The sequence below is a fragment of the Pseudacidovorax sp. genome (genome assembly GCF_017991995.1).
In the GTDB taxonomy this organism is placed as follows: Bacteria; Pseudomonadota; Gammaproteobacteria; order Burkholderiales; family Burkholderiaceae_C; genus Xenophilus.
This window is the reverse complement of sequence record NZ_JAGOPN010000011.1, coordinates 54222-78121: the sequence shown is the minus strand read 5'-3', so window position 1 is coordinate 78121 and position 23900 is coordinate 54222. Positions and strand designations below refer to the sequence as shown.

Genomic DNA, 23900 nt, shown 5'->3' with positions numbered 1-23900 from the left:
TTCAATCCTCGAGGCCGAAGCGCTTCATCTTGCCGCGCAGGCCTACGCGCGACAGGCCGAGCTCCAGTGCTGCCCGGGTCTTGTTCCAGCGGTGGCGCAGCAGCGTCTCTCGCAGCAGCATGGCCTCCACGGCATCCAGCCGCTCGGCCAGGGTGCCGCTGGACGGCAGAGCCTGGGCCTGGGCCTGGACGCTGCGCCCGGCCTGCCCCTGCAGCACGCGCGAGGAGAAGGCGGCGGCGGTCATTTCCTCGCCCTCACCCAGGGCCACGGCGCGCGAGATCTCGTTGCGCAGCTCGCGGATGTTGCCCGGCCACGGATAGGCCAGCAGCGCCGCCAGGGCGTCGTCGCCCAGCCGGACCGCGCCGCGGCCGAGCGCGGGACCGATCTCGGCCAGCAGGCGCCGGGCGATGGGCCCGATGTCGCCGCTGCGCTCGCGCAAGGGCGGCACGGTGAAGGTGACGCAGGCGATGCGGTAGTAGAGGTCTTCGCGGAACAGGCCGTCGCGCACGCGCTGCTCCAGGTCGCGGTGGGTGGCGGCGATCACCCGCACGTCCACCGGCACCACGCGCGTGGCACCGACGGGCCGCACCTCGCCTTCCTGAAGCACGCGCAGCAGCCGCAGCTGGAAGGCGGGCGAGGTCTCGCCGATCTCGTCCAGGAAGATCGTGCCGCCGTGGGCGCGCTGGAACAGGCCGACATGGTCCTCGAAGGCGCCGGTGAAAGCGCCCCGCTTGTGGCCGAAGAGTTCCGATTCGAGCAGCGTGTCCGTCAGAGCCGCGCAGTTCTCGACCACGAACGCACCGGCCGCGCGTGGGCTGGCGTAATGCATGGCGCGCGCCAGCAGCTCCTTGCCGGTGCCCGACTCGCCCTGTATCAGCACGCTCAGGTCCACCCGCGCAATGCGCCCGGCCAGCGCACAGACGGCATCCATCGGGCTGCCGGGCAGGCGCTCGATGCGGTCGAAATCGAAGGTGGCGCGGGCGCGGTCGAGCTTGTGTTCGGCCCGCCAGCGCAACACCGACGTGCTGGTGCGCAGCTCCAGATCGAGCCGGCTCATGTCGCGCTGCAGCGTGCGGGCCTCGGCCGCGTTGCGCACCGTGCCCAGCAGGTGCTGGGGGATCCAGGGTTTGAGGATGTACTGGTAGATGCCGGCGTCGTTGATGCCGGCAATGATGTCCTCGGAATCGGTGTAGCCCGAGATGACGATGCGCACGGTGTCGGGCCAGCGCTCGCGCACCTCCTTCAGGAAGGCCACGCCGCTGAGGCCGGGCATGCGCTGGTCGCACAGGATGACGCTCACCTCCTGCCGCTCCAGGTGGATGCGGGCCTGGTCGGCGCCGCTGGCAGTGAGCACCACGAAGTCCTCGTCCAGCGTGCGACGCATCGCATCCTGCGAGCGCACCTCGTCGTCGACGACCAGCACGACGGGCAGGGGCTGAGCGGGGTCCATGTCAGGCGGTGACACCGCGCGCCGGGCGGCGGGGATCGAAGCCGAAGAAGTTGCGGTGCATGCGGGGCGTTGTTCCTGGCGATGGGGGCGATGCGCCGTGTGGCCGGCGGCGGTGCGCCGGATTGTGCGACAGGGTGCCGGCCGCTCCCTGTGCCGCAGGCATCAGCAGATGCGTGGCAGCTGCTCGCCGCTGAGCCAGTCCACCACCCGGCGGCCACCGAAGCGGGTGGCCATCTGCACGAACTGGTGGGGGTCTTCGGTGACGCTGCCGATGCGCGCGGCCGCCCTGCCATGCGCATGTGCGCGCATGGCCGCCAGCACGGCCCCGGCCGCCTCGGGCGCGCAGACGGCCACCAGTTTGCCCTCGTTGGCCACGTAGAGCGGATCCAGCCCCAGCAGCTCGCAGGCCGCATCGACCTGCGGCCTGACCGGGATGGCGGCCTCCTCCAGCAGCATGCCCACGCCGGACTGGCGGGCGATCTCGTTGAGGGTCGTCGCCAGGCCGCCGCGTGTCGGATCGCGCAGCACACGCACGCCGCCCGGCGCGGCGGCCAGCATGTCGGCCACCAGCCCGTGCAGCGCGGCGGAGTCCGACTCGATGGTCGTCTCGAACTCCAGCGACTCGCGCTGGGACAGCACCGCCACGCCATGGTCGCCGATGGTGCCGGACAGCAGGACCACGTCGCCCGGCCGGGCGTTGGCGCCCGACACGTCCACGCCTGCCGGCACCACGCCGATGCCGGTCGTACTGATGAACACGCCGTCGCCCTTGCCCTGCTCCACCACCTTGGTGTCGCCGGTGATGACGGGCACGCCCGCCTCGCGCGCGGCGGCGGCCATGGAGTCCACCACGCGCTTGAGCTCGGCAAGCGGGAAGCCCTCTTCCAGGATGAAGCTGGCCGACAGGTACAGCGGCTTCGCGCCGCACATGGCCACGTCGTTGATCGTGCCGTGCACGGCCAGCGCGCCCAGGTCGCCGCCGGGAAAGAAAAGCGGCGAGACGACATGGGCATCGGTGGCCATCACCATGCGGGCCCCCTGGGGAATCGCGAAGGCCGCGCCGTCGTTGCCCTGCGCCAGCCATTCGTTGGCCAGCGCCGCCTGGAACAGCTCCTCGATCAGCTGGGCCGAGGCCCGGCCGCCCGCGCCGTGGCTCATGTCCACGCGGCCGTGGCGGATGTCCAGCGGGCGGATGTAGCCCTTCTTCGCCGGGGCGTTCACGCCACGGCCTCCACGCGCACCGGGATGTCCCGGAAGCGCCCATACGAGTAGTGCGCCGCGCAGGCGCCTTCGGAGGACACCATGCACGAACCGACCGGGTTTTCGGGCGTGCAGACGGTGCCGAAGATCCTGCAGTCGGTCGGCTTCTTCACGCCGCGCAGGATGGCGCCGCATTCGCAGGCCTTGTTGTCCGGCACGGCGCGGTAGTCCAGGCCGAAGCGAAGCTCGGCGTCGAATTCGGCATAGGCCGGCCGGATCCTGAGCGCGCTGTGCGGCACTTCGCCCAGGCCGCGCCATTCGAAGCTCGGCCGCAGTTCCAGCACCTCGTCGACCAGTGCCTGCGCGTGGCGGTTGCCCTGGCGGTTGACGGCGCGGGTGAACTCGTTCTCCACCTCCGCCCGGCCGTCGTTGACCTGGCGCACCAGCATCAGCACGGCCTGCATCACGTCCAGCGGCTCGAAGCCGGCGATGACCACCGGCTTGCGATAGGCCGCGGCGAAGGGCTCGTAGGGGGCCGAGCCGATGACGATGCTCACGTGTGCCGGGCCGACGAAGCCGTCCAGCGGCACGGTGCCGTACTGGCGCACCTCGGGCGATTCGAGGATGTGGGTGATGGCCGCCGGCGTCAGCACATGGCAGCACAGCACGCTGAAGTTCTTGAGCCCTTCTTCCTTCGCCCGCCGGATGGTGACGGCGGTGGGCGGTGTCGTCGTCTCGAAGCCGATGGCAAAGAAGACGACCTCGCGGTCCGGCTCGCGGCGCGCGATCTCCAGCGCATCGGCGCCGGAATAGACCATGCGGATGTCGCCGCCGCGCGCCTTGGCCCGCACCAGCGACAGGCCGTCCGAGGCCGGCACCCGCATGGTGTCGCCGTAGGTGCAGACGATCGCGCCGCGCGCCAGCGCCAGCTGGATGGCCAGGTCGATGCGGCCGATGGGCAGCACGCACACCGGGCAGCCGGGGCCGTGCACCATGCGCACGTTGGCCGGCAGCAGCTCGGCCACGCCGTAGCGCGAGATGGCGTGCGTGTGGCCGCCGCAGAACTCCATGAAGCTGTACTGCCGGTCGGGCAACGCCTCGGCCTGCAGCCGGTCGGCGATCTTGCGGGCGATGTCGCCATCGCGGAACTCGTCGATGTACTTCATGTCACTGGGCCTCCTGCGCGGCGAGTTCGCCGAACATGCGCAGCGTGCGCTCGGCCTCCTCCGGGTCGATCCGGCCGATGGCGTGGCCGACATGGACGATCACGTAGTCGCCCACCACCGCCTCGGGCACGAGGGCGATGGAGATCTGCTTGCGGATGCCGCCGAGGTCGACGAGGGCCTGTGCGCCCGGGCGGATCTCGATCAGACGGGTGGGAATGGCTAGGCACATGGGGCGGCCTCGGTCAGGGTTGCCAGTTGGCAGGCGGCGACCCAGGCCTGGCCCAGGGCCAGGCCGGCGTCGCCGCAGTTCGTGGATCGCGGCGCCAGCACACGCAGGCCGTGCGACGCGAGCCGCCCGGTCACGTGCGTTGCCAGCACCGCGTTGAAGAAGCAGCCGCCGCCGAGGCAGACGGTGCGCACGCCGGTCTCGCGCGCCGCGGCCGCCGCCCAGTCGGCGAGGGCATGGGCCAGCGACAGGTGGAACCACGCCGCCGCCTCGGGCGCCGCAGGGCCGTCGAGCGGGTGGGCAAGCAAGTGGCCGAGCAGCGGTCGCAGGTCCAGGCGCTGCAGGGCCTGGGGATCGACGAGGTCTTCTCGGGGCTGCACCTCGGCCTGCGCCAGGTGCTGCGCCGCGAGCTTCTCCAGCGCGATGGCCGCCTTGGCCTCGTGCGCCTGCCTGACGCTCAGGCCGAGCGCACCCGCGGCGGCGTCGAACCAGCGGCCGGCACTGCTGGTGACGGGACAGTTCAGCCCCGCGGCCAGCATGCGCTGCACGGCCTTGGCGGCCGGCGCGCCGACGACGGGCGCGAATCGCGCCGCGATCTCGCCGCCGCGCCCCAGGGCCTGCAGGGCCGACGCCGCCATGCGCCAGGGCTCGCGCGCGGCCACGTCGCCGCCGGGCAGCTGCAGCGGCCACAGCCCGCCGATGCGGCGCCATTCGCGCGGCGCCACCCACAGCAGCTCGCCGCCCCAGGCCGTGCCGTCGGTGCCCAGTCCGACGCCGTCGAGAGCCAGGCCAAGAACGGGTTCCTCCAGGCCATGGTCGGCCATGACGACACCGATGTGGGCATGGTGATGCTGCACGGGCACCGCCGGCACGCCCCAGGCGGCGGCCAGCTCGACGGCCAGGCGGGTGCTGAAGAAGTCCGGATGCAGATCGTGTGCGATGCCGGCCAGCGGCCGGCGTGCCTGCGCCGCCAAGAGCCGGACCGATGCTTCCAGCGCGCGGCATGCCTCGGGGTCACCCAGGTCGCCATGCACCGGCGACCACTGCGGGGTGCTGCCGTCCAGCAGGCAGGCGGCGTTCTTGAGCCAGGCGCCGAAAGCGAGGACGGCCGGCATCAGCGGTCCAGGGCGGCGCGGGCATGGGAGAGTTCGGCTTCGAGCGCGGCGACCCGGGCACGCAGCGCCGCCTGGCTGTCATCCCTGGGCGCCGTCCATTCGAGCAGCCAGTCCAGCCAGGCGTCCATGCCTTCGCCGGTCGTTGCCGAGAGCTGGATGACCTGCAGCGTCGGATTCACGCGCCGGGCCATGTCGATGCAGCGCTGCACGTCGAAGCGCAGGTGCGGCAGCAGGTCCACCTTGTTGAGCACCATCAGCTCGGCGGCGGCGAACATGTCCGGGTACTTCAGCGGCTTGTCCTCGCCCTCGGTCACCGACAGCACGACCACCTTGGCCGCCTCGCCCAGGTCCCACAGCGCCGGGCAGACGAGGTTGCCGACGTTCTCGATGAAGAGCAGGCTGCCGGCCGCCTCGCCATGGCCGTGGTGGTGGTGATCGTGGCTGTGCAGCTGGCCGAAGGCCTCGGCCACCATGGGCGCGTCCAGGTGGCAGCCCTTGCCGGTGTTGACCTGGATGGCCGGCGCGCCGGTGGCGCGGATGCGGTCGGCGTCGAAGCTGGTCTGCTGGTCGCCTTCGATGACGGCCACGTCCACGCCGGGCGCGCGGCGCTTGAGCGCCTCGATGGTGGCGCACAGCAGCGTCGTCTTGCCCGAGCCTGGGCTGGACAGCAGGTTGAGCGCCGTCACGCCGTGAGCCTGGAAGTGGCTTCGGTTCTGCCGCGCGATGCGGCGGTTCTCGCCCAGGATGTCGGCCTCCAGCTTGACCGTGCGCGCCTGGCTCATGCCCGGCACCGACACGCGCGCAGCGCCCGCACCGAAATGCAGGTCGCCATGCGCCGGATCCACCTGCACATGGCCGTGATCGTGACCATGGCCATGTTCATCGCCATGGCTGTGTTCATGGCCATGGGCCTTCGTTGCTCCGGCGCCGGCATCGGCGCATCCGCACACCACACACATCGTCGTCTCCTCAATCGTCGACCAACAGGTCAAGCACGCGCAGCTCCGTTCCACCGGTCGGCTGGAGCTGGTGGCGGGCGCATCGGGGGCAGGGGTCGCCGCGTTGTGCCAGCGGCACGGTGGCGGCGCACGGCAGGCACCAGGCCTGGCCTTCGGGTTCGTCGATGGCGATCTCGGCGCCCTGCATCACCGTGCCGGGCGCGATGGCTTCCAGCGCGAAGCGCAGGGCCCGCACCTCAACGCCGGCCAGCCGCCCGGCCTCCAGCCGCAGCGCCGTCACGCGCCGGAAGCCTTCCCGCTGCGCGGCGTCTTCCACGAGTTTCAGGATGCCTCCGGCCAGGCTGGCTTCATGCATGGGCGCGTTCCTCTTCCATCGGCGGCGCCTCCACCTCGAAGCGCACGCAGGGATCGTAAGCCGCCATCAGCGCCGCGATGCGACGCTGCGCAAAGGGGCCGTGCGCCGGGCGCAGGCGCTCCAGCGCGGTGGCGACGGGACCCTGGGCATGGAAGTTCCATTCCGTCGGCGCGAGGACGTGGTAGGCGGCCACACGCCCTGTCTCGTCCAGACTGGTGTGGTGGACGAGCAGGCCGCGCGCCATCTCCGCCCACGCCAGCCCTTCGCCCGGCGTGATCTGAAGCGCGCCGAATGCCAGCCAGCCGCTGCCGCTGCGACCCGGCTCGTCGGGCAGGCTCAGCCGCACCAGCTCGGCCACGCGCGCGCCCAGCCGCTGCCAGGGCGTCGGGGGCATGGGGCGAGCAGCATCGTTCAGGCGGGTCCAGCTGCCGGTCTCGGCAACGTGGTCTTGCCAGAGCGGCTGGCGGGTGAAGCTGGGCGTGGCGCGCAGGCGGGCGGCGAGCCCACGCAGCGACGCGGCGTCGGCGTGCACATGGAGCGGTGCGGCGGCGGGCACCGGCCAGTCGGCGCCAGGGCGTGCGTCGCGCGCCAGTGCGGGCAACCAGCCTTGGCTGCGCGTGCTCCAGTCGGCCCACCAGTCGGGTGACACATCCCAGCTGCGCAGCCAGTCGGCTGCCGGCATGGCCAGCAGATGCTGCTGCAGCCACTCGAGGGTGTCGCGCGGATCGGCTTCTCGCACGCGCAGCGGCGGGCAAGCCTGCAGTGACGATGTCGCCGCAGCCGCTGCAACCGGCGAGAGCGCGGCGGGCCAGTCCAGCGCGATACGGCGCACGTGTTCGCACAGGGTCTCGTGCTGCAGCGCGCCGGCCGCCGCGGCATCGGCAGGCGCTTCGCCGTGCTCCGCCGCCTGCAGCGCCATCTGCGCGCACAGCCGATGGGCATGGCCGCAGAGGCTGTAGAGGCCGGCCAGAAGCCCGGGCACCTCGGCCGACGGCTTGCCGAGTGTCAGCCTGCCGGCCCAGTCGGGCCGGTCGTTGCGCACGCTGCCCGGCCGGGCCGCTCCAGGACGCAGACGCAGCACGCCGGCGAGGCGGTCCAGCTCGCTCATGGCCGCGTCTCCACGGCCGAGCGGCCGAGCAGGAAGCCGCGGCGGCCTTGAGCAACGGGCGGGGCGGGGGGCGCGGCCAGCCGCAAATCGGCCAGGACCGCCCGGGCGGTGGCACGGGCCTGGGCCTGGTCGGGGAACGCGAACATCGGCGATGCCAACGAGCAGGCCTCGTAGGCGCCCAGTCCGGGTGCGTGGGCGCCGATGAACTCGAAGCGCGTGGCGCCCACGGCCCTCACCCTGCCCTGCCCCACCCGGTCGGCCCGAGCGTCGGGCTGTAGCGGCAGCCACACGAGGTTCATGAACCAGGGCGTCAGCAGCACGCCCACCGCAGCGGGGGGCTCGTCCGGCTCGGCCGGCACGGGCTCGAAGCCCACGGCCTCGACCTGCAGGGCGGCGTTGAGCACCGGCACACCTGCCATGCGGGTGCGCTCGACGTGGCGGAACAGCGCCACCAGGGCCTGCACACGCGCCGCCAGCTCGGTCATGGCGACAGCACCATGAACTGCTCTGCATCGCCATCGCACTGTGGGCAGCGCCACCAGGCCGGCAGCTCGGCGAAGGCGGTGCCGGGCGGCACCTGCCAGACCTCGTCGCCCAGGGCCGGGTCGTAGACCCACCAGCAGATCTTGCACTCCAGCCGCGCGTCGGCCGGCAGCCGCGCGGCATCGCCCAGGTAGCTGCCCTCGAAGCTCATGGGCGTCCCTCGCCTGCCTCGGCGACGTCCGTCGCCCCGAGGGCATGGGTGCCGGCAGGGAGACGCAGCGCCGCCCGGAACGCGGTCATGCGTGCTCCACCCATGCCAGCACTTCCGTCAGGCGCTCCAGCGAGTCCGCGAGATCCTCGGCGGCCGCCTGGGCCACCTCCGGGAGTTCGCTGATCTCCACGGTGTTCAGGATGACCACGTCCTGCGAGTTGTAGTAGACGACCCGCCAGGTGTGGGGCCGCAGCGTGTTGGTGATGCGGCAGTTGCCATAGCCGCGCGACAGGATGAGCACGCGGCCGGTGCCCAGGTGGTGGTCGAGAAAGCCGATGTCCTCCACCGACATGGGCAGCAGCGTGAGGTTGACCACATGGGCCGCCTGGCCCGGGTGCCACAGGCGCCATTGGTCCTCGATCTCGGCGAGCAGGGCCGGGGCGTTCTGCACGTTGGGGGGCAGCTCGCCCTGCCAGTGCGGCACCACCGGGTCCACGTCCTGGCGGGCCGCAAGCTTGAGCACCTCGGGGATGGGACCGAGCTCGATCATGTCGGACAGCACACGGCCATGCGCCGTCGTCACCACGCGCCAGACACCGGCGAACACCGCCTCCTGCACCTGAACGACATGCCCGGCTTCGTCGGCCGCATGCACCACGGCGCTGACCTCACCCTCGCCGAGCACCTGGTTCACCAGCGCGAGGTCGGCAGCGTCGAGGCCAGCCAGGTCGACCTGGCGGTTGCCGGCGCCCTGGCAGACGGTCTCCAGCTGGGCCAGTGCCTCGCGCAACGCCGCATGGGCACGCTCGCGGCCGGCGAGTTCCTCGGGTTCCGGCATCCGCGGCGCGCGGAAGGTCTCCATGCCCTGAGGCATGGGCATGTAGTCGAGCACCTCGTCCTCGACCTGGCTGCCGGGGCCGATGCTGCGCACGGGGATGGGGAAGTCTTTCATGGGGCGTCCGGAGTCAGGGTTCAATGGCAGCCATCGCCGTTCGTCGCGGCGGCCACAAGGGGAATGCCGATGCCCGGCGGCCGCGAGACGGGAGCGGCCAGGGCCTCTTCGGTCTTGCGCAGGAAGACCTCCCAGTCGTGCATGCCGGGCAGCGTCGTCACATACTGACCATCGCGCAGGAAGAGCAGCGTTGGCCAGCGATGCGAGCCGAAGCGGCGGGCCAGCGCCTCCTCCTCGTGGCGCCGGACGACGCCGACCTCGAAGCGGCCCGGCAGGCTGCGCTGCAGTTCGGGCAGCACCACGGCCACATCCAGTCCTTCCGGATGGCGCACCGGGTCGCCGGCGAGGAGCACGACGCGGTCGCCCCCCAGCGCCGCCCAGGCGTCGATGGTGTCGGCGTCCACCCAGGTGGCGCCGCATGATTCGGCCAGGCGGCTGACCAGCGGCGCGGTGTCCGGCACGGATTGGGGAGCCTGTACCGGCAGGCTCAGCAGGGATTCGGTACTCATGGGTGCGTTTCCGTGATGGGGGTGGCGCCGGTCAACGCCGAGAGATCGGCGGCGCTCAGTTGCGAAGGCAGGGCGAAAGCCGCGTCCCGGTCGCCGCCATCGCCGGCCTGCACTGCGGCCAGCAGGTCCAGGGTGGCGTTGACCTCGGCGGCGCGCTCGGGCGAGATGCGCTCCTGCGCGCTGTCCAGGAACACCAGCAGCCAGTCGCCGGGCCAGGGGTCGCCGACCAGCGCGGTGCGCACGCGGCGGCGCTCGCCGCGGCCGTCGCACAGCGCATGGCCGGGTTCGAGGGACAGCACCTGCATGGGAATGCCGATGCACATGGTCAGGACGCCTCCCGCGCGGGCATGAAGCGTTCGTCGCCGGTGCGGCAGGCCACCTCCTCGGGCGGGCGCTCTGCCTCGTAGCGGCCCAGGGACAACTCGGCGAAGGTGACGCTTTCGACCTCACTCAGCGGACGCTCGCGCGGAACCGGTTGCGCGCCCCAGCGGCGCAGCGTGTCCACACCCAGCGCCAGCGCATCCTCCAGCGCCTGCCGGACCGCCGGCCGCAGGCTGCCGCCGTAGTCCTCGATCTCCTCGGGCTGGCACCCGATCAGCAGCACCTCGTCGGGGTACTTCTCGGTCAGCAGAGCCAGCATCAGCACCTCCTGGAAGCCGGTCTGGTGCAGGCTCATCTTCTTGGCGCCCATGAAGCGCGGCACGTCGTCGTTCTCGACGAGCTTGAGCTCGCCCGGTGCCAGGCCGTAGTCGATGGCGTCGAAGATCATCAGCCGGCGGGCCTGCTGCACGTGCTGCACCAGGTACAGGCCCTGAGTGCCGCCGTCGATGAGCTGCACCTGGGGCGCGAACTCGTAGCGCTGCTGCAGCGCCTCGATGCAGCGCACGCCGAAGCCCTCGTCGGCCCAGAGCACGTTGCCGATGCCCAGCACGCAGATCGTCTCGGAGGTGTCACCCGAGGGGTGACGGGCGCCTTCGGGCGCAGTGGCGTAGGGCGGGCGCATGGCCCTTTCAATCCTTGAAGGTCCGGTGGCCCGAGATCATGGTGCTCACGATGCTGGAGCGGCCCATGATGTCTTCGCGGATGGCGGCGTAGACGTGCAGGATGATGAAGCAGATCAGCGCCCACATGCCCACGTGATGCCAGGTGTGCACGTCCTGCGACTGGCCGAACAGCGGGATGACCCAGCCGAACAGCCGGTCCTGCCAGGAGTCGCGCTGCGCCCCTTCGGCATACAGCGCAAAGCCGGTGATGATCATGAACAGCGTCAGCAGGAAGAAGCCGAAGAACATCGCGAAGCGCGCCAGCGGGTTGTGGCCCACGTAGCGCCCGGGTCGGGCGGCGACGAAGGCGTACCACTTCACCATGCCCCACATCTCGACCCAGTAGGCACGCTGGAACAGCGGCACCCAGAAGAGTTCGCGGGCATGGTGGTTGCCCACCAGTGCCCAGTAGATGCGGCCGATGAGTCCCACCGCCAGCACATAGCCGGCGGCGAAGTGGGCAAAGCGGATGTAGCCCATGAGAAAGTTGGCGCTGGCCTCGCCGGGCTGCGTGGGCAGCGGCGAGCCGATGAAATAGCCCGTCACCGCGAGAACCGTGATGGCGGCGGCGTTGACCCAGTGCCAGATGCGCACCGGCGCCTCATACACGTAAACCGACTTGAGCGAAGGTGCCGCGGCGACCTCGCGGGCATTGGTGATGTCCTCGCGGCTCAGCCCGTGGTGGGTGGTGGTGTCGGACATGGTGTGCGCTCCTGTGGTGGCCTGCTCAGAGGCGCCCGACCAGCAGGGCCATGCCGCTGAGACCCATCAGGCCCGCCGTCGCCCGCCATGCCCATCCGCGCCCCGACTGCAGCCGATTGCCCAGCCCGAGGCCGACCCCGTGCAGCAGGGCCGACGCCGTCATGAAGCCGAGCGCGTAACCCGCGAAGGAATGGCCCGCCTGCAACTCGGCACCGTGGGCCATGCCATGCAGCAGCCCGGCCATGCCCACCAGCGAGAGGCCTGCCGGAACAGGCAGGCGCAGCGCCGCCGAGCGGGCCGCGATCATCAGCACGCCCAGGGCGACCACGCTCAGCGCGACACCCGCTTCCACACCCGGCAACTGCACCCCGGACTGCGGCAGCGCCGCGCCCACGAGCAGCATGGCCAGGAAGACGGCGGGGCCGGCCAGGCGTCGACCGGCCGGCAGGGCCGCCGCCGACCACAGGCCCACCGCGAGCATGGCCAACAGGTGGTCGAGCCCGGAGAAGGGATGGGCCAGGCCGTCGACGAAGCTCTCCGTGCCATGTCCGGGGTGGGCCTGGGCGGCCCCCGCCGCGGCCAGGGCCAGCAGGGCCAGGCCGCACCGGCAGGCCTTCTTGTTCATGCGTTGCATCGTGTGTCTCCTGTTCCTGGGGGTCAACGAACCTTGACGCTGGTGAGTTCCTGGCCGTCCGGGCTCATCACATGCGTGGAGCAGGCGAGGCACGGGTCGAAGGAATGCAGCGTGCGCAGGATCTCGACCGGCTGCTCGGGGTTGACCATGGGCGTGTTCATCAGGCTGGCCTCGAAGGCGCCGATCTGGCCCTTGGTGTCGCGCGGCGAGCCGTTCCAGGTGGTGGGCACCACGCACTGGTAGTTTTCGATGCGGCCGTCCTTGATGCGGATCCAGTGGCCCAGCGCGCCGCGCGGCGCGGCCACCGTGCCGACGCCTTTCGCTTCCTTGGGCCAGGTGGCCGGGTCCCACTTCTCGACGTTGGCGGTGGCCGTGTCGCCGGCCTTGATGTTGCCGATGAGCTCCTGGTAGTCGGCCAGCATCATCTCGCCGCAGTACTGGGATTCCAGCGCACGCGCCAGCGTGCGGCCGATGGTGGTGGGCAGCAGCTGCTTGGCCGTGTAGGCCGTCGTCGGCAGGCCCAGGGCCTTGGGGAAGTCGGTGTTGATGATGCGTGCGGAGCTTTCGACCTGCTCCTTCACGCGCTGGGAGTACTTGTGGCCCTTGAGCGCATGCGCATAGCCCAGGATGTAGCGCGACAGCGGCCCCACCTCCACCGCGTGGCCGCGCCAGCGCGGCGACTTGATCCAGGAGTACTTGGCGCTCTCGTCCAGCTCCTGGATGTTGGTGCGGGTGCCCTTGGTGCCCGCGCCGAGCTGGTAATTGGGTTCGGTGACGCCGTCCCAGGGGTGCAGGCCCTTGGTCTCGTCGGCGTACTTGTACCAGCTGTGGGCCACGAACTCCTGCACCTGCTCGGGGTCGCGCGGGTCCACGGGCAGGATCTCGTCCCAGTTGCCTCCGATGATGGCGCCGCCCGGCAGTTGCTGGGTGGCGGCCTGGCCCATGACCTTCTCGTAGGTGCCGTAGTCCATCACGTTGGTGGCCGACAGGCCCCCGCCATGCAGCCAGCCGGCCTGCTTGTAGAGGGTGCCGATGGCCAGCACGTCCGGGATGTAGACGTTGTTGTTGAACTCGATCATCTCCCGGATGCGGGCCTCGACGAAGTTCAGGCGCTCCATGTTGATCGGTGCGCCCGCGGCCCCGGTGCCGTCGAGGTTGATGGCGCAGGGCACGCCGCCGACCAGGTAGTTCGGGTGCGGATTCTTGCCGCCGAAGATGGTGTGCACCTTGACCCATTCCTTCTGCAGGTCCAGCGCCTCCAGGTAGTGGGTCACGGCCATCAGGTTGGCCTCGGGCGGCAGCACATAGGCCTTGCTGCCCCAGTAGCCGTTCATGAAGGGACCGAGCTGGCCGCTGTCGACGAACTTCTTCAGCCGGTTCTGGATGTCGCGGAAGTAGCCGGGCGAGGACAGCGGATGCGAAGGCGACACCGTCTGCTGCAGCTCGCTGGTCTTCCTGGGGTCGGCCTTCAGGGCCGAGACCACGTCCACCCAGTCCAGTGCATGCAGGTGGTAGAAGTGCACGGCATGGTCGTGCACCTGCAGCGTCTTGGCCATGATCTCGCGGATCAGGTAGGCGTTCTTGGGGATGGTGATGCCCAGCGCGTCCTCCACCGCCCGCACCGACGTCAGCGCGTGGCAGCCGGTGCACACGCCGCAGATGCGCTCCACGAAGGCCCAGGCATCGCGCGGGTCGCGGCCCTTGAGGATGACCTCCAGGCCGCGCCACATCGTGCCGGTGGAGACGGCATTGCGGATCACGTTGTTGCTGTCGACGTTGACCTCGCAGCGCATGTGGCCCTCGATGCGGGTCACCGGGTCGACGACGATGCGCCGCCCGGAGTTGTCCATCTTGAAGCCTTGAGTTTCGTAGGCACCCATGTCGTGTCGTCTCCGTCTCAGACCCTGGAGGTCGTGTCCTTGCTCTGCTCGCGCTTCTGCGCGGCGCGCTTGATGGCCGAGGCGGCGGCGTGGGCCACCGCGGCGGCCCCCACCACGCTGGCAGCCGTGGCACCGACCTTGTCGGCATTGGCCTCGACGCCGAACTGGTGGATGTCGGTCAGCCGGTTGTAGAACGAGCCCTTGTCCCAGAAGCCGTCCTCCGAGCAGCCGATGCAGCCATGGCCGGCCTTGATCGGGAAGCTCGTGCCCTCGTTCCACTGCACGGTGGAGCAGGCGTTGTACGTCGTCGGGCCCTTGCAGCCGACCTTGTAGAGGCAGTAGCCCTTGCGCGCGGACTCGTCGTCGAAGGCCTCGACGAACTGACCCGCGTCGAAGTGCGGCCGGCGATAGCACTTGTCGTGGATGCGCTGGCTGTAGAACATCTTCGGGCGGCCCTGGCGGTCCAGCTCGGGGATGCGGTCGAAGGTCAGCATGTAGGTGATCACGCCCGTCATCACCTCGGCGATGGGCGGGCAGCCCGGCACCTTGATGATGGGCTTGTCGAAGATGACCTTGTGGACGGGTGTGGCCTGCGTCGGGTTGGGCTTGGCGGCCTGCACGCAGCCCCAGCTCGCGCAGGAGCCCCAGCTGATGATGGCCTTGGCGTCCTTGGCGACGTGCTTCAGCTGGTCGATGAAGGGCTTGCCGCCGATGATGCAGCTCATGCCGTCCTGGTTGAGCGGCGGGTTGCCCTCCACGGCCAGGATGTAGTTGCCCTTGTACTTGGTCATGATCTCTTCGAGGATGGCCTCGGCCTGGTGGCCGGCGGCGGCCATCAGCGTGTCGTCGTAGTCCAGTGAGATCATGGACAGCACCACGTCCTTGGCGAGCGGGTGCGCGGAGCGGATGAAGGACTCGGAGCAGCAGGTGCATTCCAGGCCGTGCAGCCACAGCACCGGCGTGCGGGGCTTGGTCTCCATGGCATGGGCGATCTGCGGCACGAAGGCCGGGCCCAGGCCCAGCGACGTGGCGGTGAGCGAGCAGTACTTCAGCAGGCTGCGGCGCGAGATGCCTTGCCGGCGCATGACCTCGTAGAAGGTTTCCATCTGGGCTTGTCTCCTTGACCTGTTCGGGCCTCGTCGTGGGACCGCTCCTCGGCGGTAAGAGGCTTCTTACAAGTCGCGGGCCAACTCCAGGGCGCTCAGGGAAAACACCGAACGGGCGCTGTTAACCCGTTGAAAACGCTGAAACAGGAAGCGCGCGTGCGTCTTCGCGCGCACCGGTCACCGAAAGCCCTGCTTCCGATCGCTGCGACACACTGGAAGGCCGGCTTCCAGCGTCAGTGCGCCGCGGCGAGATGGCGTCGCAGGCGCCGCAGGTTCCACATCACCACCAGCACCACCACCGGCACCAGCGCGCCGACCAACCAAACCTCGTTGATGGCCAATGCCTTGGCCAAGGGCTTGAGGGCATAGGCCGCGAGACCCACACCGTAGTAGCTCATCGCGATGACGGACAGTCCCTCCACCGTCTCCTGCAGCCGCAGCTGCATGCCCTGACGCCGGTCCAGCGAGGCGAGCAGGGCCTGGTTCTGGCGCTCGCGCTCCACCTCGGATCGTGTCTGCAGGAGCTGCGCGGCGCGGGCGATGCGCCCGGACAGTTCCGCCTGGCGCGCGGCCGTCGCCGCGCAGCTCTCGACCGCCGGGCGGAAACGCCGGTCCAGGAACTCCGACAGCGGCTGCAGCCCCGGCACCACCACCTCGCGCAGCTCCGCCATGCGCCGGTCCACGATGCCGCCGTAGGCCCGGGTGGCGGAGAAGCGGGCGCCGTGGTCGGCCAGCGCATGCTCCACGCGCGCCGCGAGATCCACCAGCTCCCCGAGCAGGGCTTCGTCGCCGTCGGCCGCGCCGCGAAAGCGCTCCATCAGCGACGCGAGCTGGGCTTCCTCCCCGCCCAGTTCTCCCATGCGGCGCATCGCCAGCGGCAGGCTCAGCAGGGCCATCATGCGGTAGGTGTCGATCTCCACCAGCCGCTGCGCGGTGCGTCCGGCGCGCCGCCGGTTCAGCGTATGGTCGAAGACCAGGAAGCGGGTCACCCCATCCACCGCCCGCAGGTCGGTCACCACGGTGGCCGCCCCCCCGGCGATGCGGTTGCCGACGACCGGCTCGCTGCCGAACAGCGGCGCCACCTCACGCACATGCGGGGTCTCGCCCGGACAGGGCAGCAGCGACACCAGCGTCGCCGACACCATCGCGCCTGGCAGCCGCGCCAGCCAGCCCGGGGGCAGGGCGTCCAGCCAGGCGGTGTCGAAGGCGCTGCCCTCACCGTCCTCGCAGAACAGGCTCAGGCTGAAGAACTCGGTGTGGCGCTCCCACTTGATGCGCAGGCCGCGCCATTGGAGGCGCACATGGGTGGCGCCGCTGGCGTTCGTGGTCGCAGGGTCCAGCTCCGCGAGATGGGCCAGGCATTGCACGTCCTGCGCGGCGCCCGTCCTCAGCGTGGCGATCGACAGCACCCGGCCCGGGCTGGCAAGAGTCTCGAAAGGGCGCGCGTGGAGTTCGTCGGCCAGCCGCTGGCGCTGCGGCAGTTCGCGCGGCAGCGCCAGTGTCTGCGTGGAGGGCAGGAGGTTCATGCAAGGCTCCGCCGCACATTGCGTGCCTGCGCCGCGCCGGAGCGTCGGCTGCGAGCTGTCACCGCCGCGGTGGCGGCCCCGGCGCGCAGCTGTTCGAGGATGAGTCGCTGTCCGTCATCGGCCAGGAACTGCTTGAAGGCCGACGCCACCTGCGGCAGCCGGCGCGAGGCCAGGTGCATGGCATGCCATTCGCGCTCCAGCGGGTTGTCGGCCATGGGCAGCAACGCCAGCAGACCGGCCTCCAGCTCCAGCCCGCAGGTGTGCAGCGACAGGAAGGCCGCGCCGAAGCCGGCGGCACACATCTGCTTGATGGCCTCGTTGCTGGACATCTCCGAGCCGATGCGCAGCGGCAGCCCGGCGTCCTTGTGCAGGCGCTCCAGCGTCGTGCGAGTCCCCGAGCCGCGCTCGCGAACCAGCAAATTCGCGCCTGCAAGGTCAGCCAGCGTGAGGTCGCGCCGGCTCATCAGCGGGTGCTTCGGCGAGGCCAGGAAGGCCATCGGGTGCCTGGCGAAGGCCACCGCCGTCGTCTTCAGTTCCGCCGGCGGGCGGCCCATGATGGCGATGTCCACCTCCTGGCCGCCGAGCATGGCGACGATCTCATCGCGATTGCCCACGCGCAGCTTCACCTTCACGTGCGGGTGATCGGCCGCGAAGGCCACCAGCAGCGGCGGCAGCAGGTACTCGGCCGTGGTCACCGCACCGACGCGCAGCGTGCCCGAGAACTGGCCGCGCTGGGCCGCCATCTCGTCGCCCGCCTCGCGCCAGAGGTCGAGGATGCGGGCCGCGTAGTCGGCCATCACCTCGCCCGCGGCGCTCAGCCGGATGCCGCGGCCGTGGCGCTCCAGCAGCGGCGCGCCGGCCGCCTCTTCCAGCAGCTTGAGCTGGATGGACACGGCCGGCTGCGTCAGGTGCAGCTCGCCCGCGGCGCGCGACACGCTGCCCAGGCGCGCGACCGCGTGGAAGGCGGCGAGCTGGCGGAAGGTGGCGTTCTTCAGCATCAGTCAAAGCCAATGAATGGCGCAAAAGAATTAACTATTGCGAATGTATTCGCGTCCCTACATTCGCGTCCATCGCCACCGACCCGCCGCAGGAGAAGGCCCATGGGCAACATGTCAGAAGCCACGCAGATCACCGACGCGAAGAAGCGCTATGCCGCCGGCGTCCTCAAGTACGCCCAGATGGGCTACTGGGACGCCGACTACGTGCCCAAGGACACCGACATCCTCGCCCTCTTCCGCATCACGCCCCAGGACGGCGTGGACGCCATCGAGGCCGCCGCCGCCGTGGCCGGCGAGTCCAGCACCGCCACCTGGACGGTGGTCTGGACCGACCGCCTCACCGCCTGCGACATGTACCGCGCCAAGGCCTACCGCGTGGACCCGGTGCCGGGCACGCCGGGCCAGTACTTCTGCTACGTGGCCTACGACCTGAGCCTCTTCGAGGAGGGCTCCATCACCAACGTCGCCGCCTCCGTCATCGGCAACGTGTTCAGCTTCAAGCCGCTCAAGGCCGCGCGGCTGGAGGACATGAGGTTCCCGGTTGCCTACGTGAAGACCTTCGCCGGCCCGCCCACCGGCATCGTCGTGGAGCGCGAGCGCCTGGACAAGTTCGGCCGCCCGCTGCTGGGCGCCACGACCAAGCCCAAGCTGGGCCTCTCGGGCCGCAACTACGGCCGCGTCGTCTACGAGGGCCTCAAGGGCGGGCTGGATTTCATGAAGGACGACGAGAACATCAACTCGCAGCCCTTCATGCACTGGCGCGACCGATTCCTCTTCGTGATGGACGCCGTCGCCAAGGCCAGCGCCGCCACCGGCGAGGTCAAGGGCAGCTACCTCAACGTGACCGCGGGCACGATGGAAGAGATGTACCGCCGCGCCGAGTTCGCCAAGTCGCTGGGCTCGGTCATCGTGATGGTGGACCTCGTCGTCGGCTACACCGGCATCCAGAGCCTGAGCCACTGGTGCCGCCAGAACGACATGATCCTGCACCTGCACCGCGCGGGCCACGGCACCTACACGCGCCAGAAGAACCATGGCGTGAGCTTCCGCGTCATCGCCAAGTGGATGCGCCTGGCGGGCGTGGACCACATCCACGCCGGCACGGCCGTCGGCAAGCTCGAAGGCGACCCGCTGACCGTGCAGGGCTACTACAACGTCTGCCGTGACACGCACACCGTGGTCGACCTGCCGCGCGGCGTGTACTTCGACCAGGACTGGGGCGCGCTGCGCAAGGTCATGCCGGTCGCTTCCGGTGGCATCCATGCCGGCCAGATGCACCAGCTGCTCGACCTCTTCGGCGACGACGTGGTGCTGCAGTTCGGCGGCGGCACCATCGGCCACCCGCAGGGCATCCAGGCGGGCGCGACGGCCAACCGCGTGGCGCTCGAAGCGATGGTGCTGGCCCGCAACGAGGGCCGCGACATCGCCAACGAAGGTCCGCAGATCCTGCGCGACGCGGCCCGGTGGTGCACGCCGCTGGCCGCGGCCCTGGAGACCTGGGGCGACATCACCTTCAACTACACGTCCACCGACACCTCGGACTTCGTGCCCACGCCGTCCGTCGCCTGACCTCAGCCATTCCAGCCGCCAGCGTGGCCGCGCGAGTTCGCGGCCGGCGCGGGCGGCACTCGCCCCGCACACCCCAGGAGCGCACCCATGCGAATCACCCAAGGCACCTTCTCCTTCCTCCCCGACCTCAGCGACGCGCAGATCGCCCGCCAGTTGGAGCACTGCCTGGCCCGCGGCTGGGCCATCGGCATCGAGTTCACCGACGACCCGCATCCCCGCAACACCTACTGGGAGATGTTCGGCAACCCGATGTTCGACATCGCCGACGCGGCCGGCGTGATGCTGGAGCTGAGGCGCTGCCGCGAGGCCTTCCCGAGCCACTACATCCGGCTGGCGGCCTTCGACTCGTCGCACGGCACCGAGTCCGTCGTGCTGTCCTTCATCGTCAACCGGCCCGCCGCCGAGCCGGGCTTCCGGTTGGTCCGCACCGAGGAGCCGGGCCGCACGGTGCGCTACGCCATCGAGAGCTACGCCGTCCAGCGCGCCCCCGAAGGCCAACGCTACTGACCGCACGACGATGAGCGCCCTGCCTGACACCGCCGTCGACCCGACGCCCGCCGAGATGCTCGAAGCCTCGGGCGTGCGCGAGGTGCTGGACCAGCTCGACCGCGAACTCGTGGGCCTGGCTCCGGTCAAGGGCCGCATCCGCGACATCGCGGCGCTGCTGCTCATCGACAAGCTGCGCGCCGCCCAGGGCCTGCAGGCAACAAAGCCTTCGCTGCACATGTGCTTCACCGGCAACCCCGGCACGGGCAAGACGACCGTCGCGCTGCGCATGGCCGCCGTGCTCAGGCAGTTGGGCTATGTGCGCAAGGGCCACCTCGTGGCGGTCACGCGTGACGACCTGGTGGGCCAGTTCATCGGACACACGGCGCCCAAGACGCGCGAGATCGTCAAGAAGGCCATGGGCGGCGTGCTCTTCATCGACGAGGCCTACTACCTCTACAAGCCCGAGAACGAGCGCGACTACGGCCAGGAATCCATCGAGATCCTGCTGCAGGCGATGGAGAACCACCGCGACGACCTGGTCGTCATCCTCGCCGGCTACCGGGACCGCATGGAGACCTTCTTCTCCAGCAACCCGGGCATGGCCTCGCGCATCGCCCACCACATCGACTTCCCCGACTACAGCGAGCCTGAGCTGATGCGCATTGCGCAGCTGATGCTCGAACAGCTCAACTACCGCTTCGACGCCGAGGCCGAGCCGGCCTTCGCCCGCTACGTGGGCCTGCGCCGGCAGCAGCCGCATTTCGCCAACGCGCGCTCCATCCGCAATGCGCTGGACCGCATCCGGCTGCGCCACGCGACGCGGCTCTTCACCGCCGGCACCGCCCCGAGCCGCGAGCAGCTCTGCACGCTGCAGGCCGAGGACGTGCTGGCCAGCCGCGTGTTCACGGCAGCAGGAGCCCGCCATGGCGATTGAGGCGCTGGTCTTCGACGTGGACGGCACGCTGGCCGACACCGAGGAGGCCCACCGCGTGGCCTTCAACCTCGCCTTCGAGCGCCACCGCCTGGGCTGGAGCTGGAGCCGCGCCGACTACCGCCAGCTGCTGGAGGTGACCGGCGGCAAGGAGCGCATCGCCAGCTACATCGACACGCTGCCCGTCCCCGCCGGCGAGCGCGCCCGGCTGCGCGGCCTCGTGCACGAGCTGCATGCGGACAAAACCCGTTTCTACACGGCGGCCGTGCACGACGGCGGGCTGCAACTGCGCGAGGGCGTCGCCCGCCTGATCGAAGAGGCCGTGGGCGCCGGCTTCCGCCTGGCCATCGCGAGCACGACGACGGCGGCCAACATCCACGCGCTGCTGGCCGCCACCCTGGGCACGCGCGGGCTGGACCTCTTCAGCGTCATCGCCTGCGGCGACCAGGTGCGCGCCAAGAAGCCCGCGCCCGACATCTACCGCCTGGCGCTCGCCACGCTGGGCCTGCAGCCCGAACGTGCCGTGGCGCTGCAAGATTCCGTCAACGGCTTGCGCGCCGCCACCGCCGCCGGGCTGTGGACGCTCGTGACGCCGACCTTCTGGACCGAAGGCGGCGACTTCTCCGCCGCCGGCCTCGTGCTGCCGGGCCTGGGCGATCCCGCCGCACCGCTGCCCGGCGAGCCCGGCTGCCAGCTCCGCAGCGCCGGCTGGCTGCGCTTCGAGGAACTCTGCGAGCTGGCCAGCCCGGCCGCTGCCCTCACTCCCCTGCAAGCCCTGTATCGGGGCCTTCCGTCATGAGCACTGCCATCCTGCGCATCGCACCCAGCCTGCTGTCCGCCGACTTCGCCCGCCTGGGCGAGGAGGTGCGCGCCGTCATCGACGCCGGCGCCGACCTCATCCATTTCGACGTGATGGACCACCACTACGTGCCCAACCTGACCGTCGGCCCGATGGTCTGCCAGGCCATCGCGCCGCATTGCCGCCGGGCCGACGGCAGCGCCGTGCCCATCGACGTGCACCTGATGGTGCAGCCGGTGGACGCGCTGATTCCCCTGTTCGCCGAGGCCGGCGCCAGCCTCGTCACCTTCCACCCCGAGGCCAGCCTGCACGTGGACCGCACGCTGCAGCTGATCCGGTCGCTGGGCATGAAGGCGGGCCTGGCCCTGAACCCGGCCACGCCGCTGCACCTGATCGACCATGTGATGGAAAGGCTGGACCTCGTGCTGCTGATGTCGGTCAACCCCGGCTTCGGCGGCCAGGCCTTCATCGAGAGCAGCCTGCCCAAGATCGAGCTGCTGCGAAAGCGCCTCGACGCCAGCGGCCGCGACATCTGGCTGGAGGTGGACGGCGGCGTGAACGTGCGCAACATCCGCCGCGTCGTGGCGGCGGGGGCGGACACCGTCGTCGCCGGCTCGGCCGTCTTCAGCGGCGGGGACTACCGCCGCAGCATCGCCGCGCTGCGGAACGAAGCCGCCGGAGGACCGGCATGAAGCCACGGATCCAGGCCATCGCCTTCGACCTGGACGGCACGCTGGTGGACAGCGCCGCCGGCGTCGCCCTGGCGCTGAACGCCGCACTGATGAACGCCGGCCTCATGGCCTTCGACGCCGCCACCGTGCGCGGCTGGATCGGCGACGGTCCGGACGCCCTCGTTCAACGGGCTTTGCGCGCCTCGGCGCTCGACGACGTCAACCCCGCGACGCTGGCCTGGCGGCTGCGACGCGACTTCGACGAGGCCACGCTGCAGGACCCGTCGGCCCAGGGCTTGCCCTACCCCGGCATCGCCGCGGTGCTGCGGGCGCTGGCGGACGCCTGCCCGCTGGTGGTCGTCACCAACAAGCCCACGCCGCTGGCACGCGCCGTGCTGGAAGGGGCGGGGCTGCTCGCGTATTTCGCGGCCGTCCATGGCGCCGACACCCTGGCGCAGCGCAAGCCGTCGCCGCTGCTGATCGAGCAGGCGGCGCAGCGCCTGGGCCTGCCCACCACCGAGCTGCTGATGGTGGGCGACGGCCCGGCGGACCTGCGCGCCGCCCGCGCCGCCGGCAGCCGCGCCGCCTGGGTGAGCTGGGGTTATGGCGAGCTGACGGCGCCGCTGGGCGGCGACGTCTGGCGCGTCGACGCCCCGCGCGATCTGATCGAACTGATTGCCCGCCTGCAGCCCGACACCGCATCGATTCCCTAAATCCAAGGAGACCCCCATGCCCACCGGAGGCCGTTCCACCCTCACCCAGTTCCTCATCGAGGAGCGCCGCCGCCACCCCGACGCCACCGGCGACCTCAACGCGCTCATCACCGACGTGTCGCTCGCCTGCAAGGCCATCGCCCGCAAGGTGGCCTACGGCGCGCTGGCCGGCGTGCTCGGCAGCGCCGGCACCGGCAACGTGCAGGGCGAGGAGCAGAAGACGCTGGACGTGCTGGCCAACGACATGTTCCTGCGCGCCAGCGAATGGGGCGGACATCTCGCTGGCATGTTGTCCGAGGAACTGGAAGCACCGTATTCGCTGCCGCCCCAGCACCCGCGCGGCAAATACCTGCTGCTCTTCGACCCGCTGGACGGCTCGTCCAACATCGACGTCAACGTGTCGGTGGGCAGCATCTTCTCGGTGCTGCGCGCCGCCACGCCGGGTGAGGACCCGCAGCCCGAGGACTTCCTGCAGCCCGGCAGCCGCCAGGTGTGCGCGGGCTATGCCATCTACGGCCCGTCGACCATGCTCGTGCTGACGCTGGGCCGCGGCACCCACGCCTTCACGCTGGACCCGCAGCTCGGCGAATGGGTGCTGAGCCACCCCGACCTCAGGCTGCCGGAGCGCACGCGCGAGTTCGCGATCAACGCGTCCAACAGCCGCTTCTGGGAGCCAGCCGTCAAGCGCTACGTGGACGAATGCCTGGCCGGCCAGGCGGGCCCCCGCGGCGACGACTTCAACATGCGCTGGATCGCCTCCCTCGTGGCCGAGACCCACCGCATCCTGATGCGCGGCGGCGTGTTCCTCTACCCCCGCGACAGCAAGGACCCGGCGCGCGCCGGGCGGTTGCGCCTGCTCTACGAGGCCAACCCCATCTCCTTCCTCGTCGAGCAGGCGGGCGGGCGCGCCAGCACGGGACGGCGCCGGCTGATGGACGTGCAGCCTGACGCCCTGCACCAGCGCATCGGCTTCGTCTTCGGCTCGGCGCAGGAGGTGCAGCGCATCGAGACCTACCACGCCGAGGAGCCGGCGCAGAGCTACGACTCGCCCCTCTTCGGCCGGCGCGGCCTCTTCGCCGCCAACGCCTGACCCAGCCACGCAACG

The 23900-nt window shown here is 70.6% G+C and carries 27 protein-coding genes; 7 read left to right on the top strand and 20 right to left on the bottom strand.

Annotated features, from left to right (window positions below; genetic code table 11):
* Nucleotide 1: 1 nt before the first annotated feature.
* The 20 genes from KBC94_RS15965 to KBC94_RS15870 form a co-directional block, all read right to left on the bottom strand.
* Nucleotides 2-1450 (bottom strand): sigma-54 dependent transcriptional regulator, encoded by a 1449-nt coding sequence (locus KBC94_RS15965; RefSeq protein WP_294372070.1) that lies wholly within the window; start codon nucleotides 1448-1450, stop codon nucleotides 2-4.
* Between the two features lie 162 nt (nucleotides 1451-1612).
* Nucleotides 1613-2608 (bottom strand): hydrogenase expression/formation protein HypE, encoded by a 996-nt coding sequence (gene hypE, locus KBC94_RS15960; protein ID WP_294372411.1) that lies wholly within the window; start codon nucleotides 2606-2608, stop codon nucleotides 1613-1615.
* Between the two features lie 59 nt (nucleotides 2609-2667).
* Nucleotides 2668-3816 carry a hydrogenase formation protein HypD gene (gene hypD, locus KBC94_RS15955; protein ID WP_294372067.1) on the bottom strand — a complete coding sequence of 383 codons (1149 nt, stop codon included), beginning with the start codon at nucleotides 3814-3816 and terminating at the stop codon, nucleotides 2668-2670.
* A 1-nt stretch (nucleotide 3817) separates the two neighbouring features.
* Nucleotides 3818-4045 carry a HypC/HybG/HupF family hydrogenase formation chaperone gene (locus KBC94_RS15950; RefSeq protein ID WP_294372064.1) on the bottom strand — a complete coding sequence of 76 codons (228 nt, stop codon included), beginning with the start codon at nucleotides 4043-4045 and terminating at the stop codon, nucleotides 3818-3820.
* On the bottom strand, nucleotides 4036-5157 hold the full coding sequence (locus KBC94_RS15945; RefSeq protein WP_294372062.1) for a carbamoyltransferase HypF: 1122 nt from the start codon (nucleotides 5155-5157) through the stop codon (nucleotides 4036-4038). Before KBC94_RS15945 ends, KBC94_RS15950 begins: the two co-directional genes overlap by 10 nt.
* Nucleotides 5157-6116, bottom strand: coding sequence for a hydrogenase nickel incorporation protein HypB (hypB, locus tag KBC94_RS15940; RefSeq protein ID WP_294372059.1), 960 nt, complete (start codon nucleotides 6114-6116; stop codon nucleotides 5157-5159). The genes KBC94_RS15945 and hypB overlap by 1 nt, the downstream gene beginning before the upstream one ends.
* A gap of 10 nt (nucleotides 6117-6126) precedes the next feature.
* Nucleotides 6127-6471 (bottom strand): hydrogenase maturation nickel metallochaperone HypA, encoded by a 345-nt coding sequence (locus KBC94_RS15935; protein WP_294372057.1) that lies wholly within the window; start codon nucleotides 6469-6471, stop codon nucleotides 6127-6129.
* The gene (locus tag KBC94_RS15930; protein ID WP_294372054.1) at nucleotides 6464-7579 is read right to left on the bottom strand and encodes a hydrogenase maturation factor HoxV/HupK; all 1116 of its coding nucleotides are present in this window, start codon (nucleotides 7577-7579) and stop codon (nucleotides 6464-6466) included. The genes KBC94_RS15935 and KBC94_RS15930 overlap by 8 nt, the downstream gene beginning before the upstream one ends.
* Nucleotides 7576-8064, bottom strand: a complete 489-nt coding sequence (gene hybE, locus KBC94_RS15925; protein ID WP_294372052.1) for a [NiFe]-hydrogenase assembly chaperone HybE — start codon at nucleotides 8062-8064, stop codon at nucleotides 7576-7578. The genes KBC94_RS15930 and hybE overlap by 4 nt, the downstream gene beginning before the upstream one ends.
* Nucleotides 8061-8273: a rubredoxin gene (locus tag KBC94_RS15920; protein WP_294372049.1), complete on the bottom strand. Its 213-nt coding sequence runs from the start codon at nucleotides 8271-8273 to the stop codon at nucleotides 8061-8063. The genes hybE and KBC94_RS15920 overlap by 4 nt, the downstream gene beginning before the upstream one ends.
* Before the next feature lie 85 nt (nucleotides 8274-8358).
* Nucleotides 8359-9225, bottom strand: coding sequence for a hydrogenase expression/formation protein (locus KBC94_RS15915; RefSeq protein ID WP_294372046.1), 867 nt, complete (start codon nucleotides 9223-9225; stop codon nucleotides 8359-8361).
* 20 nt (nucleotides 9226-9245) lie between these two features.
* On the bottom strand, nucleotides 9246-9734 hold the full coding sequence (locus KBC94_RS15910) for a hydrogenase (RefSeq protein ID WP_294372043.1): 489 nt from the start codon (nucleotides 9732-9734) through the stop codon (nucleotides 9246-9248).
* Nucleotides 9731-10057 carry a HypC/HybG/HupF family hydrogenase formation chaperone gene (locus tag KBC94_RS15905; RefSeq protein ID WP_294372041.1) on the bottom strand — a complete coding sequence of 109 codons (327 nt, stop codon included), beginning with the start codon at nucleotides 10055-10057 and terminating at the stop codon, nucleotides 9731-9733. Before KBC94_RS15905 ends, KBC94_RS15910 begins: the two co-directional genes overlap by 4 nt.
* A 2-nt stretch (nucleotides 10058-10059) precedes the next feature.
* Complete coding sequence (locus KBC94_RS15900) at nucleotides 10060-10737, bottom strand: HyaD/HybD family hydrogenase maturation endopeptidase (protein WP_294372039.1); 678 nt, start codon at nucleotides 10735-10737, stop codon at nucleotides 10060-10062.
* 7 nt (nucleotides 10738-10744) lie between these two features.
* Nucleotides 10745-11479: a Ni/Fe-hydrogenase, b-type cytochrome subunit gene (gene cybH / locus KBC94_RS15895; protein ID WP_294372036.1), complete on the bottom strand. Its 735-nt coding sequence runs from the start codon at nucleotides 11477-11479 to the stop codon at nucleotides 10745-10747.
* A gap of 25 nt (nucleotides 11480-11504) precedes the next feature.
* A complete protein-coding gene (locus KBC94_RS15890; protein WP_294372034.1) occupies nucleotides 11505-12113 on the bottom strand; it encodes a HupE/UreJ family protein in 609 nt (202 codons plus the stop codon).
* A 23-nt stretch (nucleotides 12114-12136) separates the two neighbouring features.
* The gene (locus tag KBC94_RS15885; RefSeq protein WP_294372032.1) at nucleotides 12137-13993 is read right to left on the bottom strand and encodes a nickel-dependent hydrogenase large subunit; all 1857 of its coding nucleotides are present in this window, start codon (nucleotides 13991-13993) and stop codon (nucleotides 12137-12139) included.
* A 17-nt stretch (nucleotides 13994-14010) separates the two neighbouring features.
* Nucleotides 14011-15099 carry a hydrogenase small subunit gene (locus KBC94_RS15880; RefSeq protein ID WP_294372029.1) on the bottom strand — a complete coding sequence of 363 codons (1089 nt, stop codon included), beginning with the start codon at nucleotides 15097-15099 and terminating at the stop codon, nucleotides 14011-14013.
* Between the two features lie 233 nt (nucleotides 15100-15332).
* Nucleotides 15333-16625: a DUF3422 family protein gene (locus KBC94_RS15875; protein ID WP_294372027.1), complete on the bottom strand. Its 1293-nt coding sequence runs from the start codon at nucleotides 16623-16625 to the stop codon at nucleotides 15333-15335.
* Nucleotides 16622-17623: a LysR family transcriptional regulator gene (locus tag KBC94_RS15870; RefSeq protein WP_294372024.1), complete on the bottom strand. Its 1002-nt coding sequence runs from the start codon at nucleotides 17621-17623 to the stop codon at nucleotides 16622-16624. Before KBC94_RS15870 ends, KBC94_RS15875 begins: the two co-directional genes overlap by 4 nt.
* 102 nt (nucleotides 17624-17725) lie before the next feature.
* Here KBC94_RS15870 and KBC94_RS15865 point away from each other — a divergent pair, with 102 nt between their 5' ends.
* From KBC94_RS15865 to KBC94_RS15835, 7 genes are all read left to right on the top strand, one after another.
* Nucleotides 17726-19192, top strand: coding sequence for a form I ribulose bisphosphate carboxylase large subunit (locus KBC94_RS15865; protein ID WP_294372021.1), 1467 nt, complete (start codon nucleotides 17726-17728; stop codon nucleotides 19190-19192).
* Nucleotides 19193-19279: 87 nt separating this feature from the next.
* A complete protein-coding gene (locus tag KBC94_RS15860) occupies nucleotides 19280-19699 on the top strand; it encodes a ribulose bisphosphate carboxylase small subunit (protein ID WP_294372018.1) in 420 nt (139 codons plus the stop codon).
* Between the two features lie 10 nt (nucleotides 19700-19709).
* The gene (gene cbbX, locus KBC94_RS15855; RefSeq protein ID WP_294372015.1) at nucleotides 19710-20615 is read left to right on the top strand and encodes a CbbX protein; all 906 of its coding nucleotides are present in this window, start codon (nucleotides 19710-19712) and stop codon (nucleotides 20613-20615) included.
* The gene (locus KBC94_RS15850; RefSeq protein WP_294372012.1) at nucleotides 20605-21411 is read left to right on the top strand and encodes an HAD-IA family hydrolase; all 807 of its coding nucleotides are present in this window, start codon (nucleotides 20605-20607) and stop codon (nucleotides 21409-21411) included. The genes cbbX and KBC94_RS15850 overlap by 11 nt, the downstream gene beginning before the upstream one ends.
* Nucleotides 21408-22103, top strand: a complete 696-nt coding sequence (rpe, locus tag KBC94_RS15845; protein ID WP_294372011.1) for a ribulose-phosphate 3-epimerase — start codon at nucleotides 21408-21410, stop codon at nucleotides 22101-22103. Before KBC94_RS15850 ends, rpe begins: the two co-directional genes overlap by 4 nt.
* Nucleotides 22100-22795, top strand: coding sequence for an HAD-IA family hydrolase (locus KBC94_RS15840; protein WP_294372008.1), 696 nt, complete (start codon nucleotides 22100-22102; stop codon nucleotides 22793-22795). The genes rpe and KBC94_RS15840 overlap by 4 nt, the downstream gene beginning before the upstream one ends.
* Before the next feature lie 16 nt (nucleotides 22796-22811).
* Entirely contained in the window at nucleotides 22812-23885 is a 1074-nt protein-coding gene (locus tag KBC94_RS15835) for a class 1 fructose-bisphosphatase (RefSeq protein WP_294372007.1), read from the top strand.
* The last annotated feature ends 15 nt before the right edge of the window (nucleotides 23886-23900 follow it).